This is a genomic window from Ruegeria sp. AM4 (assembly GCF_056540665.1).
Genome location: NZ_JBQFXD010000007.1, coordinates 90,553 through 106,240 on the forward strand (window position 1 = coordinate 90,553; position 15,688 = coordinate 106,240).

Genomic DNA, 15,688 nt, shown 5'->3' on the forward strand with positions numbered 1-15,688 from the left:
CTTGCGCGCTTTGCAAACAGTTCCGGACGCGCATTGTCAGTCCCCCTCGAAAACCGGCCGCTCTTTGGCGACGAAGGCGCGATAGGCCCGGTGAAAGTCCTGCCCCTGCATGCAAATCGCCTGAGCCTGCGCTTCGGCTTCTATGGCCTGCTCGATGGACATGGACCACTCCTGCGCCAGCATCGTCTTGGTCATCATGTTGGCAAAGGACGGCCCCTCGGCGATGCGACGGGCCAGATCGTGCGCGTTCGTCAGCAACTCGTCTGCGGGCACCACGCGGTTGAAAAATCCCCAGGACTGACCTTCCCCGGCACTCATCGACCGGCCCAGATATAGCAGTTCAGCCGCGCGTCCCTGACCGATAATGCGCGGAAGGATTGCGCAGGCGCCCATATCGCAGCCTGCCAGCCCGACCCGGTTAAACAGGAAAGCGGTCTTGGCCTCGGGCGTCGCGATGCGCAGATCCGAGGCCATGGCGATAATCGCACCGGCCCCGGCGCAGACCCCGTCCACCGCAGCGATGATCGGCTTGCCACAATTCACCATCGCCTTGACCAGATCGCCAGTCATCCGGGTGAATGTCAGCAGCTCTTTCATATTCATTTTTGTCAGCGGGCCGATGATATCGTGGACATCACCACCCGAACTGAAATTGCGGCCATTGGGTGCAATGACAACCGCCTTGATCGTGTCGTCATAGTGCAGGTCGCGAAACCAGTCGCGCAGTTCGGCATAACTTTCAAAGGTCAACGGGTTCTTGCGCTCGGGGCGTGACAGAGAGACCTCGGCGATGCCATCGCTGACTGAACAGTTGAAATGAGTGACGTCGGTGCGCATTCTTCAGTCCTGATTTTCCAGAAATTTCACCAGATGGTCGAGCCGCACGGTCATACCCTCGATGTCATCCGCATCCAGCCGACCCAGGATTTCGTCGATCCAGGCTTCATGGGTTGCCGCGTGTTCGGCGAAAACCTCTTCGCCATTGGGTGTAAGCCGCACCATGTTGGCCCGGCGGTCGGTCGGCAGAGCCAGCCGCAATGCCAGCCCGTCTTGTACAAGGCGATCAACGATCCCGGTGACATTGCCGTTAGATACGCGCAGCATCTTTGATATCTCGCTCATCTTCAGGCCTTCGGGGCGGCGGGCCAGCGCTGACATCACGTCAAAGCGCGGCAGCGTCCAGTCAAGTTCGGTCCGCAACCGGCTGCGGATTTCATCTTCGATCAGACTGCTGGCCTTCAACAGGCTCAGCCACAATCGCAGGCGCGATTTCGAAATTGGCTCGGCAACAGGCCCCTTTTTCTTTTCAGTGCTCATATTTCACCTCCCGACAGGGTGAGAGTATGTCCGTTTACGGAGCGGGCAGATTCCGAGCACAGCCACAACGCGGTATCCGCGACCTCGTCGGTTTGCACAAAGCGTCTTTGCGGGTTTCCAGCCAGCAGAGACTCACGCGCTTGTTCGACCGTCATGCCGGTCTTTTCGACGATATTGCCGACCGATCGGTCCAGCATCGGCGTTTCGATAAAGCCCGGGCAAATAGCGTTGACGGTGATCCCCGAGGTGCCAAATTCGATGGCCAGTGCCCGGGTCAGGCCGATCACGCCGTGCTTGGCCGCGCAATAGGCAGAGGCATATGCATATCCCTTGAGGCCCGCTGTCGACGCTATGGCGATCATCCGACCCCAGCCCTCTGACTTCATGTCGGGCAAAGCGGCCTGCCACACATTGGCGACGCCGATCAGATTGACCGACAGCATCGCCTGCAACGCCTCGGGCGTCATGCGCGCAAATGGATCGGTTTGCACAGCACCCGCATTGGCGATGACGCCAACAATGGGTCCGTTCTGGTCGCGTGCGGCGTCGAATGCCAGCCGTACTGCCGCAGCATCGGTCACGTCGCAGGTTTGATAGGGTAGCTCTTGCGCCTTCAGGGGCTCAGCGTTACGGCCCAGTATCGTGACATCGGCCCCGGCATTCGCAAGTGTACGGGCGGTTTCAGCGCCAACCCCGGTGCCGCCACCGGTCACAACGATATGCTTGCCTTCCAAATTCATCCCCGGAGCACCCTCGTTTGGCCGCCTATGCCGCCCGCAGCGGTTGGCCAGCTTGCAGAATGCCAATGGCGCATTGCCTGCCTATTGCTCAGGCAGCGTACGCTCTCGTCCCGTTCCGCCAGCAATTGGCTGAGATGCCGACTTGGCTTGATCAATCGGTACCGGAGTCCTCGATTTATTTCAAGCTTAAAATTTTTAAATATTATGTAAATGAGCCCTAAGCCTTGGACCGCGATGAGAAGAAAGTGAAAGGGGGTGGGCTGTCAGACTTTCGCTCGCAGCAGGCATTCAAGACCTGGCATCCCACCAGTCTTTTGGTTTCAACCGCTTGGCTCGGTCGCTGCGTTTGTCCCACCACAGGGCCAATTTGCGCCAACGGCTGAGGGCAAGCTTGCGCCAGATCCGGTCCTGCAATCTGTCAAAGTCACGATTGAACGGGCAGACGCGCATGCAAATCGCACAATCGCTTTGCAGTTTTGCCCAATATTGAAAGCAGGATTTTGCGTCTGATGTCCACTTTCGCACACCTTTGATGGCAGAGGCATCGTTTTGTGCGCTCACTTCGGGTGGCCCATAGGGCAGAGCCTTTGCCGGGCAGGCATCTGCACATTCGGTGCAGATGTCGCAAAACGCCCGGACGCCCAAGGGGCGGGGTTGATCGTGACTCAACGGCAGATTGGTAAAGACCTTTGAAAACCGCAACCGGGGACCGAATTCCGGCGTGATGACCATCTGGTTGCGGGCGTACTCGCCCAAACCGGCCTTGATTGCGTAGGGAATGACCAGCCCGGTGTCATTCATCGACGGAATGGCCTCATAGCCGAGGTTTCGGATATAGGCGGCCAACTGGATCACGATTGCGGCCTCGTGGCTGTATTCGCGACCGGTCGCAGCCCCGGCCAGCGCCGAAGGGTAGGTTGCGACCAAATCCTGGTCCATCTTGTGGCCCAGCACGATAACGCTGTTCAACCCTTCGGGCAGCGTGTTGTCGGTCTCGGAAAAGTCGCGAGTATCGACGCGGCTGGAATAGACCCATCGGTCATCAAAATCGGTTATCCCGGCTAGATCCGCCCCAAAGAAATGGGCAATACGCTTGATCTCGTGAGCCATGGCAATAGGGTCATCAATGTCCACCCGCGTTTCAGCAACAGGCGTATCCGCCACAATGGGGGCCTGAAACCCCTCGCGACGCCCTTCATGGGCCGAGCGATTGCTGACGATATCCGAAATGATCCAACTGGCATTTCGCAACGCGAAGTCCTTTTGCCGAAATCCGTCCCCTTTGCGATAGTTCGCTTTCATTCGGTAGCTTTGAAAGAAATCATCCGTCTGTTTTGTCCGCACGGACTCGTCCCAGAACGCACGTGTAAACATGTCGTTGCGTTGCGAAAATGGCTCGAACTCTTCGGTGGTCTCGATACCGGCAGCGACATCGCTTTCGGCGTATTTCAAATTCCAACGTGCGCGGTCGTCGTCGGAAATGGCTTGGTTGCGGGGCCAAGGCATGGAGATCTCCGGTCGTATCATTTCCGGCGACATGAGGCATTTCGCATCTGGTGGAAACGCAGCCCGGTCGTCGGACCGTGGTAGAAACACCAGATACCAGACGATCGACTTTGGATAAATCGGAAAGTCAGGCCGGTAGTTTACCGGCCTAATCAGTTTAGCGTCGCGAAAGTTCTGCCTCCAGAAAGGGTTCGGCGCTCTCGACCTCTTCTAACTTTCGACTTTTGATCCACCAGAACCGGGTACCGACATTGCGGATAAACTGCCGGTCGTGGCTGACCAACAAGCAGGAAGCCCCTTGCGAAATCAATTCGGCCTCCAATACCTCTTGTCCGTGAATATCCAGATGATTTGTTGGTTCATCCAGCAGGTAGAAATTCGGGTTTTCCAATCGCAGGACAAGCATGGCTAGGCGGGCTTTTTGGCCACCTGACAGCTGTTCAATGGGACGATCCTGATGGGAAATTTCAATGCCCGCCGCAGCCAGAGCTTGCCGTGCGCGCCGGTCACCAATGTCGGACTGGCGGGTGACTGCGATCATTGGTGTCTTTGCGCCATCCAGTTGCTCGAAATTCTGGCCCGAATACGCCGGGACAACCGAGGCAGCGCACCGGATCTGGTCGCGATCCCCGATCAACGCGCGCCGGACGGTTTGGATCAACCGGGTCTTGCCAGTCCCATTTGCCCCGAGCAACACGACGCGATCACCTTTTGTGATCCACTTTTCACCTGTCAGGTAAAGTGTTTGGCCGCCCGGTTTGGTAATGGCGACATTGTCCAGCGCGATCAACGCTTTTGCATGGGTCCCGCTGTTTGCCAGTTTTATTTGCCCGGCGTCCCGTTCCTGATGCGCGGGCTTGGTCCCTTCTTCGATCTTCTCCGCACGGTCGGTCAGCCGCTTGGTTTTGGTCAGCAGTAAGTCCGAACCCGAATTTATGCCGACATTCTTGAGTTTCGCCGCCTGACGGCGCAATTGGCGCACCTTGTTCATTTCGTTGGAATGGTGGCGCGCATCTGCCGCATCCGCTTCGTCCAGCGCATCACGCGCGGCTGAAAACGGCAATTGGAAGACGCGCGAATGTTCGGGGCGAATGAACAGCGTTCGATCTGTTGTTTCATCCAGAAACGCCCGATCATGCGAAGTCATCAACACGGCAACACCATGCGGCAGAGCCTTCAGCCACTCCTGCAAAAGACCGATACGGCTGAGGTCCAGATGGTTTGTCGGCTCGTCAAGCAACAGAAGGTCCGGTTCTGTCACCCAAGCTGCAGCCAATAGGGCGGTTCGCTGCCAGCCACCGCTCAGTCTGGTCATCAGCGTATGCTGGAAATCGAAAGGCACCTGCAAATCCGCCAACGCGACATCTGCTTTCCAGCTTTCATATTCTGCCATTTCAGGGGGCAGGGACTTTAGCACGCAGTCGTAAAGCGTGCCGGACAGCGCAGCTTCGGGCACCTCCTGAGGAACATACGCGACGCGCAGACCTCTGCTGTGGGTAATGTCCCCGGTCGTCTGCTCGAATAAGCCGGCCAGACATTTTAGAAGGGTGGATTTGCCGCGCCCGTTGGCGGCGATCAGACCAATGCGATCACCTTTTGAGATAGTCAGATCGAGGTTTCGAAACAGCGGGGTGCCAAGGGTCACGCCAAGGGATTTTGTACTAAGAAGGGTCATTACGGTCTCGTGTCACAAGAATCGTGCCGCAGAGCGGCTTTGGGCAGACCGTAAATCGGGTAAAGACTTGGTCAGCCCTGCAAACGGATTCGCAGGGCATAACGGGGACCATGCTGAAGTCGGCGTGTGATGCGCATGCTCAGCAATTGCCCTCCTCTTGTGAACATCCAGATACCGGCAGCGTATTTGAACGATTGGCCGTCGGCAAGCTGCCTTTATGCAGAATAGCGGATGGTTTGCAGTGGTGAACTGGCAAGCAGCGGCATTCCGGTGCCGCCCGCCGAAACCGAAAGCGGAGAGTTCGGCTGAACATGCCGCGGAAAGCGAGATTGGGCATGGTTCGTCCGACCTATGCAGATCGTGCCGGGCACGCGGCCGTCATGCCAGCGACACCGAAGCACTCAGCAATTGCCTGGAATAGTCGTGTTCGGGTTTTCCGTTTCGCAACGTTTCGGCCGACATCACCTCGACGATCTCGCCATTTCTCATAACCGCCAAACGATCACACATATGCGCAATGACCGGAAGGTCATGTGAGACCATAAGGTAAGTCAAACCGCGTTGGGCGCGCAGGTCGGTCAGCAGGTTCAAGACCTCTGCCTGAACGCTGACATCCAATGCGGATGTGGGTTCATCCAAAAGCAGGATATCCGGCTCACCAGCCAAGGCTCGTGCGATGGCGATGCGCTGGCGCTGACCGCCTGACAGTTGGTGCGGGTATCTGAAGCGAAAGCGCTGTCCAAGCCCGACATCATCCAACAACTTGGCAACGCGCGTATCGATATTATCCAACCCATGCAGGTATAGTGTTTCACTCAACACCTGATCGACTGTATGTCGTGGGTGCAGCGAAGCGTAGGGGTCCTGAAAAACCATTTGCACGGTCCGAAAGAACGCGCGATCCCGTTTTGCACCGGACAGCGTTTGTCCTTCGATCTGGATGGTGCCGGACCATTGCGGGGCAAGACCGGTAATGGCGCGAAGAATGGTTGACTTGCCGGAACCGCTTTCGCCGACAAGGCCAAAGCTCTGCCCTTGTTCGATCTCGAAACTGGCACCTTTTACCGCGTCGACCCGGTCATGCGCATAACCGAACCAGACGTCCAGGTTTTTGATCTCGACAACGGTCATGTCACCCCCTCACGCTTGGGGCGTCGGACCAGCTTGGGTCGCGGGTCAGAACGCTCAGATGCGTGCGCTTTTCGTCAAGCCGGGGCAGGGAGTTCAGCAACCCCTGCGTATATGGGTGCTGGGCGTGATGCAGCTTGTGCGCCTCGCAAACCTCTACGATCCGGCCGGAATACATGATGAGAACGCGATCGCAGAATTCGGACACCAGATTCAGATCATGGCTGATGAAAATCAGGCCCATGCCGCGTTCTCTGACCAACCCGTCCATGATGTTCAGCACCTGCCTTTGGACGCTGACATCCAGTGCCGAAGTCGGTTCGTCGGCAATCAGTATCTTTGGGTTTGGGATCAGCATCATCGCGATCATGATGCGCTGGCCCATACCGCCGGAAACCTCGTGCGGATAGGCGCGCATCACCCGTTCCGGATCCCGGATCGAGACGTTTTCCAGCATCTCGATCGCCATCTTGCGGGCCCCCGATCTGGCACCGGAATTGTGCTGAAGATAGGCCTCCATCAACTGCTCGCCGACCGAGACCACCGGATTCAGCGAAAACTTGGGGTCTTGCATGACCATGGAAATCTGCTTGCCCCGGATTTCGCGCATCTCGCGCTCGCTGAGGTGCAGCAGATCGCGGCCTTCCAGGTTGATGTGATCGGCCTCGACAATGCCCGGCTTGCGGATCAACCGCAGGATCGCACGCCCGGTCATCGATTTGCCGGACCCGCTTTCGCCTACAATACCCAGACGCTCGCGCCCAAGCGAAAATGAGACACCGCGCACTGCATCGAACACGCCCTGTCGGGTTGGAAAGCGGACCCAAAGATCTTCGATATCCAGCAGGTTCATTGTCCATCATCCTTTGGATCAAGCGCATCCCGCAACCCGTCACCCAACAGGTTGAAGGCCAGTGAGACAGTGAAAATGGCAAGCCCAGGAACGGTGGCAACCCACCAGTGGTCCAGGATGAACCTGCGTCCCTCGGAGATCATTGCGCCCCATTCCGGGCTTGGCGGCTGTGCGCCCAGCCCCAGAAAGCCCAGCCCCGCCGCCGCCAGAATGATCCCGGCCATATCCAGCGTGACACGCACGATCAGCGACGAAATGCACAAGGGCCAGATGTGGCGGGTGATGATCCGCAGCGGTCCCGCGCCTTGAAGCCGGATGGCGTTGATGTAGTCGGTCGACCGGATGGTGAGCGTTTCCGCCCGCGCCATGCGCGCATATGGGGGCCATGCCGTAAGGGATATCGCAAGCACCGCGTTTTCGATTCCCGCGCCAAGCGCCGCGACAAAGGCCAGCGCGAGAACCAGCCGCGGAAAGGCCAGGAAGATGTCGGTGATTCGCATGAGAACCACGTCCGCCCATCCGCCCGCATATCCGGCGACAGTCCCGACCAGAAGCCCCGCGACCGGTGCAATCAGCGCGACCAGCGCAACGATGTAGAGCGTGATCCGTGCGCCATAGATCAGACGAGACAGGATATCCCGCCCCAGACTGTCGGTGCCCAGAAGATGGCCTTCGGTCCCTATCGGTTTCAACCGGCTGGACAGGTCCTGAACAAAAGGATCATGAGGCGCCAGGACAGGCGCGAATACCGCGCTTAGAATAAGCACGATAAGGATAGCCAGCCCCACCATCGCCATCGAGTTAGACCGTAGTGTCAGCCAGCCTTTGTACAGGCTGGACAATCGGGCGTGGCGGCGGGATGTCGGTTCGTCGGTCAGCAACCACTGACGCAATGTCATGTCGCTCATTTCGACCTCGGATCAAAGAAACGGTATAGCAGGTCGGAAAAGATGTTCAGGCAGATAAAGATCAGCCCGACCACCACGGTTCCGCCCAGAACCGCATTCATATCAGCGCTCAGCAGAGCGGTTGTGATGTAGCTGCCGATGCCAGGCCAGCTAAAGATGATTTCAGTCAGAACCGAACCTTCCAACAGGTTGGCATAGCTCAGCGCGATCACCGTGATGAGCTGTACGCGGATGTTCTTGAAGGCGTGGCGCCAGATCACCTGCCGTTCTGACAGGCCCTTGACCCGGGCGGTGATGACGTATTCGGCCGACAGCTGTTCCAGCATGAAAGACCGGGTCATGCGGCTGATATAGGCCAGCGAATAGTACCCCAGCAGGGCCGCGGGAAGGGTGATGTGCGACAACGCGTTGCGGAAAACATTCCAATCGCGGGCCAGCGCGCTGTCCACCAGGATAAGTCCAGTACGCGTGGGCACTATGTCCTCGTAAAAGATATCCAAACGGCCTGGTCCCCCGACCCAGCCAAGTATGCCATAGAAAACCAGCAGCCCCATGAGGCCCAACCAGAAAATGGGCATCGAATAGCCGACAAGCGCGACCACGCGCGCGATCTGGTCGATCCACGATCCGCGCTTTACGGCGGCGATGACGCCCAGTGGAACGCCCAGAAAGATACCGATCAGCACGCCCAGGGTTGCCAGTTCCAGCGTCGCGGGAAAGACCCGTGCAATGTCCTCGGACACAGGGCGCGCATTCAGCAACGAGTTGCCAAAATCGCCGTGCAGCACGTCCCACAGATAGTACCAGAATTGCACCAGCAATGGTTTATCGAGCCCAAGTTGCTGATAGACCGCGTCATAGGTCGATTGCGAGGCACGTTCGCCGACAATCGCCAGCACCGGGTCGATCGGCATGACCCGGCCGATGATGAAGGTCACGAACAGCAGGCCCAGCATGGTAATCGCGATGGTGCCAAGAGTTTTCAGGATGCTCTTGACCCAATGGATGAGAGGCGCCGCGCGGCGCCCCTCAGATGGTCTTTCGGCCAGTGCCATTTACTTGGTCACCTGCCAATACGATGCTGACGTAATCGCCTGACCGGTCGAGAAATCCGTCACGTTTTCGCGCAAAGCCGATTGCTCGATTTGCTGGAACATGATGACAAATGGCGAGGTCTCGCGGAACTCGGCCTGGATTTCCTTGTACATATCGGCCCGTTTCACGGTGTCGTTCTCGACCACGGCGGCAGCCGTTTTCTCGGTCAGCCCGCCGGTATCCCAGGAATTCCGCCACGCCAACAGACCGGTTGCATTGGCCGCATCTGCGTTGTCGGGATTATAGGCAAAGGTTCCCGCGTTGGTTTGCGGGTCAGGATAGTCCGGCCCCCATGCGCCAAGATAAACATCCAGTTCGCGCGCGCGGTACCGCGCCAGGATCTGTTTGGCAGTGCCAACGGTGATATTCATCGTGATGCCGGCCTGACCCAAAGCATTTTGCAGCGACTGAGCGATTTCGATCCGTTCCTGCGCCTCGCGTACGCCAACTTCGATTTCAAGACCACTCACACCTGCCTCATCCAGCAGGGCCTTGGCCTTTTCGATGTCATAGGTGAACGGGTTCTCGTCCGATGCGCCAAGATAGGTCTGCGGTAGGAAATTCTGGTGAATCGTATACTGGCCTTTCAGGAAACTGTCGCGCATCCCCTCATAATCAATGAGGTATTTGAAAGCCTGCCGGACCTGAGGTTTGCTGAGTTCAGGGTGCTTCTGGTTCAGCGAGACATACATCAGACGGCCCTTGAGCTCATCCGCGATCTTGACGCCAGCGACCGAGGACACGCCTGCCACATCTTCGGGGTTCAGGTTGCGGGCAACGTCGATATCACCACGCTCGAGCAGCAGGCGCTGGCTCGCGCTTTCCTGTACATGGCGGACGACAACACGCTCCATCGCCGGGGCACCCAGGTAGAAATCAGGGTTCGACTGCAGGGTTACGCTTTCGTTGGGCTTCCAGCTCACCAGGCTATATGCGCCAGATCCAGCCGTGTTGGTCTTGAGCCATTCGTTGCCCAGATCGCCATCCTTGTCATGCTCCATCACCGTCTTCTTGTCGACGATACCGCCAATGGTGGCGGTCAGGCAGTTCAGCACAAACGAGGTCGCATAGGGCTTGTCCGTGGTGATCGTCAGCGTGTCACCATCGGCCACGATAGTCTGTTCGACGTTTTCCGGGGTAAAGCCGAATTGGGTCAGGATAAAGGCCGGCGTCTTGTTCAGGATGATAGCGCGGCGCAGCGAAAACTGGACATCCTCGGCTGTCACCGGATTGCCGGAATGGAAGGTTAGCCCGCCCCTGATCTTGAAGGTGATCGATTTGCCGTCCTCGGACACCGTCCAGCTTTCAGCGACATCTGGCTGGTAGCCTGCATCCAGATCGAGCGGGTCGAAATTGACCAGTTTCTGATAGACGTTCCGGCTGACATCCGATCCGGCAAACTCAAAGCTCTCAGCGGGGTCAAGCGTTGTGATGTCGTCGATACGATTTGCAATCACCAGCATATTTGGTGGCGTTTCCGCCATTGCTGCGGTCGAGGTCACAGCCAGCGCCAGTCCCAGCGCCGCACCGGTTAGCAATCTGTTAAATGCGTTCATTTTGTCCTCTCTGTCATTAAGCCTTGTTCTAACGGTTACGATCCCCAGGTCTTTTCGAGAACGCGTAACCAGTTTCCATGGCAGAGCTTCTTAATGAGCTCTTCGCCGTATCCATGGGTCACCATGGCATCTCTTAGATGGGGTAGCATCGAGACATCGGTAATTTCATCTGGCACCACCGCCCCGTCATAATCCGAACCGAGCCCAACACGATCTTCGCCCAATATGGCGATCAGATGATCAAGGTGCCTGAGAACCTGCGTCAAAGGCACGTCGGGCAACATGCGCCCGTCTTCGCGCAAGAACGCGGAAGCAAAGTTCAGCCCGACCATGCCATCACTTTCCGCAATCGTGCGAAGCTGGTCGTCTGTCAGGTTGCGTGCGTGCGGACAGATGGTGTGGGCATTCGAATGCGTCGCGACCAGCGGTGCGTCCGAATGCCTTGCGACGTCCCAAAACCCCTTTTCGTTCAGATGAGACAGGTCCAGCATTATGCCAAGCGCATTGCAGCGCCGGACAAGCCTGAGGCCGTGATCGGTCAGTCCCGCACCGGTATCCGGCCCCGATGGATACCGAAAGGGAACCCCGTGGCCAAAAATGTTTGGTCGGCTCCATACCGGCCCGATTGATCGCAGGCCCGCAGCGTAGAAAACGTCAAGCGCGTGCAGATCGGCGTCGATCGCTTCGGCCCCTTCGATGTGAAAGATGGCCGCCATCTTACTTTGATCCATGCATTCCCGGATATCTGCGGCCGACCGAACAACGCTCAAAGCGCCCAGTCGCTCCAACTCGAACAGTATCGCGATTTGCCCCAGTGCGGGCTGCAAGGCATCTTCAACATCGATAAGGTCTGGAAGCGGCAGGTCATAACTTGGCTGGACCATCTCCTCCATCTTCGCATCAACATCCATGGGAGAAGGGACCCAAATCGCGAAGAAACCGCCAAGGAAGCCGCCACGCTGGGCTTTGTCCAGATCAATCGCGCCATCAAGGCCGCTGAGGAATCCGCCAGCCGCTGCCAGTCCGCCTGCAGATGAGAGCTTGGACAACACGTCGTTGTGCCCGTCAAAGATCAAAGGAGAGGTTTTCGAAGCCACCGCATCCACCAAAGGTATCAATTTGACACACGCTAGCAGACGGTATCATCATAATTGTAAAAAAAATTGATGAGTTTTACTCATTGAGCTAGTCGGATTCATGAGGGTACCGGGACGTGAAGAAACCGCGCAAATGGCACTCGTTGCCGGAATATCAAGCCCTGCGCGCGTTGATGCAGGCCGGAACGACGGCAGGGGCTGCACGCCAGCTGGATCTGTCGCAATCCGCAGTCAGCCGCTCGATCGGAAATCTGGAATCGCGTCTGGGTAAAACCCTGTTCGAACGCGATGCCGGCAGGCTGCGCCCAACGCAAGAGGCTGTGCGGCTGAACTTGCGCTTGGACCCTTTGTTTGATGCGTTGGACCGTATCGATGGTCCGGGTGAAACCGTGGAGGAGACATTGCGCCTTGTCGCGCCGCCCAGCTATGCGCATCGCTACATCGTTTCACTCATCGCCAGTTTCTTGCGCGGAAACCCCGGGTTTTTCGTGAACCTTGAGGTGACGACATCAGACATGGTCACGTTGGGCGTCTTGGAGAACCGCTTTGATCTTGCGGTAACGGGTATCGAACAAAGCCGCGCTGGTATCAAACTCATCCCATTTCGCGAGTCCCCCGCTGTCTGCGTGATGCGTCCCGAACACCCGCTGGCAAAGCGTCAGTCAATCTCGCCTTCTGACTTGCACGAACAGGACCTGATCGCGTTGACATACCGCCACGGAAGACGCGGGCAGCTTGACCGCGTGCTGCATCAGGTTCGCGCGGAACCCAGAATTGTTGCCGAAGTCTCGACCTCTTTCGCAGCCGCTGACATGGCGCGCGAAGGCTTGGGGCTGGCGATCATCAACCCCTTTCCTGTCTATATGTACCGGTCCCCTGATCTGGCGTTTGTTCGGTTTGAATCACCTATGCGCTATCGCGGTCATTTTGTTGTGTCGGATCAGCGACCGGTTCCGCGTATCGCACGCGCTTTCATGCGGCATCTGCGGCTGAACACGCCCCCCGATCCGTTTTCTGAGCGTAACTAGGTCGGGGTCCGATTTCTGACCGCTTGCGACACCTGTAGCTGCAACTCGCGTTCCAGTTTGCGGCGCATCGCAAGGCGGATGCTGTCCGATCCGTCAATGGCCATGACAAAGGAACCCGCTCCTCCGGCGACGTATGTCGCGTAATAGAGCCCGAGTTCACGGTCACTGGTCAGAATAGCCAGTCCGTTAATCGTAATCCCCTGGTCAATCGCTGCTTGCCGCGGCCCCAGTGGGTTGATGCCGGAATTGTTCCGAGCGTCTCCCGAAATGTCGATCTTGCGGAACACGCCGACGAAGTCATTGTCATTCAAAAGTTTGGTTGCCCGTGTGATCGCTTCGCCTATTGCAGTGGCTCGACCTGCGCCCTGTCGTTCAACACGCGCGACTTGATCCGCAAAGGCCGTCGCATCCGAGGCCTTGCGCAAATGATGCCAAGGCAGGGCGAGGCGGGTGAGATGGCCATAGCTCCATTCCATAACGGTTATTGCCAACCCGTTGGGCATGGACTCGATCACTGCCTGCACCTGAGGGTCACGCATCGCATCGGCGACACCCAACAATTGCAGCGCATATTCCTGATCTGAAACGCTGACCGAGGTGTCGATGGCGATTACCAGTTCGATATCGACCGCCACTTGTGCGCGTGAAGGGAATGCGACCCAGCACAGCATCATGGATGCCAGTATGAGCGTAAAACGCTGCATTACCTTGGTGCGTTCATCATGCCGGTGTTTTTTGCTTCAGCAGATGCTCGCGCACCAGATCGGCAATTATCGAGCGGTTGTCGTCAGTCGCCATGGCACGTTGGCCCCGGTCGACGTCGTCGTCCGTTAGAATAGTACCGCGCCGACTTTCCAGAAGGTCGCTGGCATAGGGCTTGGGGAATTCCGGGTGACCCTGCACCGTGACGGCAAATCCGGGATACCAAAGCGCACCATGCTCGCAAAAATCAGTCGAGGCGATGGTGACTGCGCCTTCGGGTTTCTCCTCGACCTGATCCTGATGATAGGCTTGTATTGCGAATTTCTCAGGGGGTTTGCCAAGTTCGGCTGGCCAGTCGGCAGTGGTTGGGTATTCGTGAACACCAAGGCCCCAACCCTTGTTGGATTTGCGCACAACGCCGCCCAGGGCCTGCGCGATCATCTGGTGACCAAAGCAAATGCCAAACATCAGTCGTTCAGCATCGCGCGTCGCCCGGATGAACTCCTCGAGAGGGGGGATCCAGGCATGATCTTCGTAGGCACCGAATTTCGATCCGGTAATCACCCAAAGATCGGCATCCTCGGGACGGGCGGGGAATTCTTCGTCCAGCACAGCGTATGACGAGAACTCGGCGTTCAGATTGCCAAGCCATTGCCGAACCATACTTGGGTAATCGCCGTGAACACGGGCCAGTTCCTCGGGGGGGCGACCGGTCTCCAGAATGCCAACGCGAATTTTCTGCTCGCTCATCATGCTCTCCTATCTTGCAGCCCATACCAAGCGTAGACAAGCGGCAGCAGCGCGCGTCGCCAGCGGCCCAATTCGAATTTTCGCATTGGCAGGGTCATTACATATGGGGTCTCTGGCCCCGTGTTCAAAATCTGTGCCGCGAGCAGGGCACCGGAATAGCTGCCCATGGCGACGCCATTGCCATGATAGCAAAGCGCGGTCCAGGCCCTATCAATGCCCGGGATTGGTCCCGCATAAGGTGTGCGGTTCCGCGACACGCAAACCAATCCGGACCAGAAATACGGGGTCTCGACATGCTGCCACGCCGGGAACATCCGGTCGAAATCATCGCGCGCGCAGGTTCTGGTTTCTTCCAAGCTGCGTTCGGTGGTCCGAGAGGCGGCCCGCAGACCAAACAGCATTCGGTTATCGGGCAGCAAGCGGAAATAGTGCAGCAGATGCCGGCTGTCATAGCACATCTGACGACTGGTCCAGCCTTGCGCCTCAAGCTCACTCTCGCTCATCGGGCGGGTGGTAATGATGCTGGATTGTACCGGTAAATACCGACCGCCCAGCCAGTTGGGCAAAATGTCCGAACTGTATCCGTTGGTCGCCACGATCAGGTTCTTTGCGCGAAGCTCACCCTGTGCGGTGCGCAGAAGGTGCCGACCATCGTTTGCCTGGGACATATCCGTCACGGCACTTTGCCCGTGGATGCGTACCCCCTCGTCCGTTGCCGCCTGCGCGAGCCCGGTGACATACTTCATCGGATTCAGGGCAAATCCGACGGGCGAGGTGAGCGCGCCATGGAACTCGCGGCTGTTTAACCCGTGATCAGCCAATGCTTCTTGGGGAATGAATTCAGCGTCTTCGCCGTAGATCTCACGGTACTCGCTGCGCTCATCCTGCAGTTCATGCGCCATGCGGCGAGAATGCGCCAACAAGGTTTCACCCTCTGAATGGGTGTCGGCCTCGATCCCGTACGTGTCCAGCAGATTGCGGACATATCCCACCGCGTCACGTTCGGCCCGCAGGTAGGCCAACGCTTTGTCACGTCCAACTTGCCGTGTCAGTTCGGCAAGCCCGATCTTGGACCCACCAATGCAGCAGAAACCGCCATTCCTGCCCGAAGCACCCCAACCGGGTTGTTCGGCGTCCAGAACGACGACATTCTGTCCACCTTGCGCAAGTTTCAATGCGGCATTCAATCCGGTATAGCCTGCACCGATAATGGCCGTGTCGCAATCGGCAGCACCGACCAGCGCCGGATACTCTGACCGCTGAACCGTGGTTGCCCAGTAGCTGTCCGCAATTGGCGCTGGCCCATAGGCCATATCTTCGTACAGTCGCATGC

Annotated in this window: 15 protein-coding genes; 1 reads left to right on the forward strand and 14 read right to left on the reverse strand. The window is 57.7% G+C overall.

The genetic code is table 11. The features are described from left to right. Positions 1-36 precede the first annotated feature (36 nt). From ACR0JA_RS14550 to ACR0JA_RS14600, 11 genes are all read right to left on the reverse strand, one after another. Positions 37-837 (reverse strand): enoyl-CoA hydratase family protein, encoded by an 801-nt coding sequence (locus tag ACR0JA_RS14550; protein ID WP_480576096.1) that lies wholly within the window; start codon positions 835-837, stop codon positions 37-39. A gap of 3 nt (positions 838-840) precedes the next feature. Then, complete coding sequence (locus ACR0JA_RS14555) at positions 841-1,317, reverse strand: MarR family winged helix-turn-helix transcriptional regulator (protein ID WP_480576099.1); 477 nt, start codon at positions 1,315-1,317, stop codon at positions 841-843. Continuing rightward, entirely contained in the window at positions 1,314-2,057 is a 744-nt protein-coding gene (locus ACR0JA_RS14560; protein ID WP_480576101.1) for an SDR family NAD(P)-dependent oxidoreductase, read from the reverse strand. Before ACR0JA_RS14560 ends, ACR0JA_RS14555 begins: the two co-directional genes overlap by 4 nt. Positions 2,058-2,345: 288 nt before the next feature. Beyond that, complete coding sequence (locus ACR0JA_RS14565) at positions 2,346-3,563, reverse strand: 4Fe-4S double cluster binding domain-containing protein (protein ID WP_480576104.1); 1,218 nt, start codon at positions 3,561-3,563, stop codon at positions 2,346-2,348. Between the two features lie 157 nt (positions 3,564-3,720). Further along, entirely contained in the window at positions 3,721-5,238 is a 1,518-nt protein-coding gene (locus tag ACR0JA_RS14570) for an ABC-F family ATP-binding cassette domain-containing protein (RefSeq protein ID WP_480576107.1), read from the reverse strand. A gap of 378 nt (positions 5,239-5,616) precedes the next feature. Next, positions 5,617-6,369, reverse strand: a complete 753-nt coding sequence (locus ACR0JA_RS14575) for an ABC transporter ATP-binding protein (RefSeq protein ID WP_480576109.1) — start codon at positions 6,367-6,369, stop codon at positions 5,617-5,619. A 1-nt stretch (position 6,370) separates the two neighbouring features. Continuing rightward, complete coding sequence (locus ACR0JA_RS14580; RefSeq protein ID WP_480576113.1) at positions 6,371-7,219, reverse strand: ABC transporter ATP-binding protein; 849 nt, start codon at positions 7,217-7,219, stop codon at positions 6,371-6,373. Then, complete coding sequence (gene nikC / locus ACR0JA_RS14585) at positions 7,216-8,127, reverse strand: nickel transporter permease (protein WP_480576116.1); 912 nt, start codon at positions 8,125-8,127, stop codon at positions 7,216-7,218. The genes ACR0JA_RS14580 and nikC overlap by 4 nt, the downstream gene beginning before the upstream one ends. Next, on the reverse strand, positions 8,124-9,182 hold the full coding sequence (locus tag ACR0JA_RS14590; RefSeq protein ID WP_480576119.1) for an ABC transporter permease: 1,059 nt from the start codon (positions 9,180-9,182) through the stop codon (positions 8,124-8,126). Before ACR0JA_RS14590 ends, nikC begins: the two co-directional genes overlap by 4 nt. Beyond that, positions 9,183-10,778, reverse strand: coding sequence for an ABC transporter substrate-binding protein (locus ACR0JA_RS14595; protein ID WP_480576121.1), 1,596 nt, complete (start codon positions 10,776-10,778; stop codon positions 9,183-9,185). A gap of 35 nt (positions 10,779-10,813) precedes the next feature. Next, the gene (locus ACR0JA_RS14600) at positions 10,814-11,875 is read right to left on the reverse strand and encodes a dipeptidase (protein ID WP_480576124.1); all 1,062 of its coding nucleotides are present in this window, start codon (positions 11,873-11,875) and stop codon (positions 10,814-10,816) included. 116 nt (positions 11,876-11,991) lie between these two features. On the opposite strand from ACR0JA_RS14600, the gene ACR0JA_RS14605 reads away from it, so the two are divergent. Then, complete coding sequence (locus tag ACR0JA_RS14605; protein ID WP_480576127.1) at positions 11,992-12,903, forward strand: LysR family transcriptional regulator; 912 nt, start codon at positions 11,992-11,994, stop codon at positions 12,901-12,903. Here the strand turns inward: ACR0JA_RS14605 and ACR0JA_RS14610 are convergent. The 3 genes from ACR0JA_RS14610 to ACR0JA_RS14620 are packed head-to-tail and all read right to left on the reverse strand — an operon-like array spanning position 12,900 to position 15,686. Next, positions 12,900-13,607 carry a DUF1194 domain-containing protein gene (locus ACR0JA_RS14610; protein WP_480576130.1) on the reverse strand — a complete coding sequence of 236 codons (708 nt, stop codon included), beginning with the start codon at positions 13,605-13,607 and terminating at the stop codon, positions 12,900-12,902. The genes ACR0JA_RS14605 and ACR0JA_RS14610 overlap by 4 nt on opposite strands. 16 nt (positions 13,608-13,623) lie before the next feature. Continuing rightward, entirely contained in the window at positions 13,624-14,355 is a 732-nt protein-coding gene (locus tag ACR0JA_RS14615) for a type 1 glutamine amidotransferase (protein WP_480576134.1), read from the reverse strand. Next, positions 14,355-15,686, reverse strand: coding sequence for an NAD(P)/FAD-dependent oxidoreductase (locus ACR0JA_RS14620; RefSeq protein ID WP_480576137.1), 1,332 nt, complete (start codon positions 15,684-15,686; stop codon positions 14,355-14,357). Before ACR0JA_RS14620 ends, ACR0JA_RS14615 begins: the two co-directional genes overlap by 1 nt. Between the last annotated feature and the right edge of the window lie 2 nt (positions 15,687-15,688).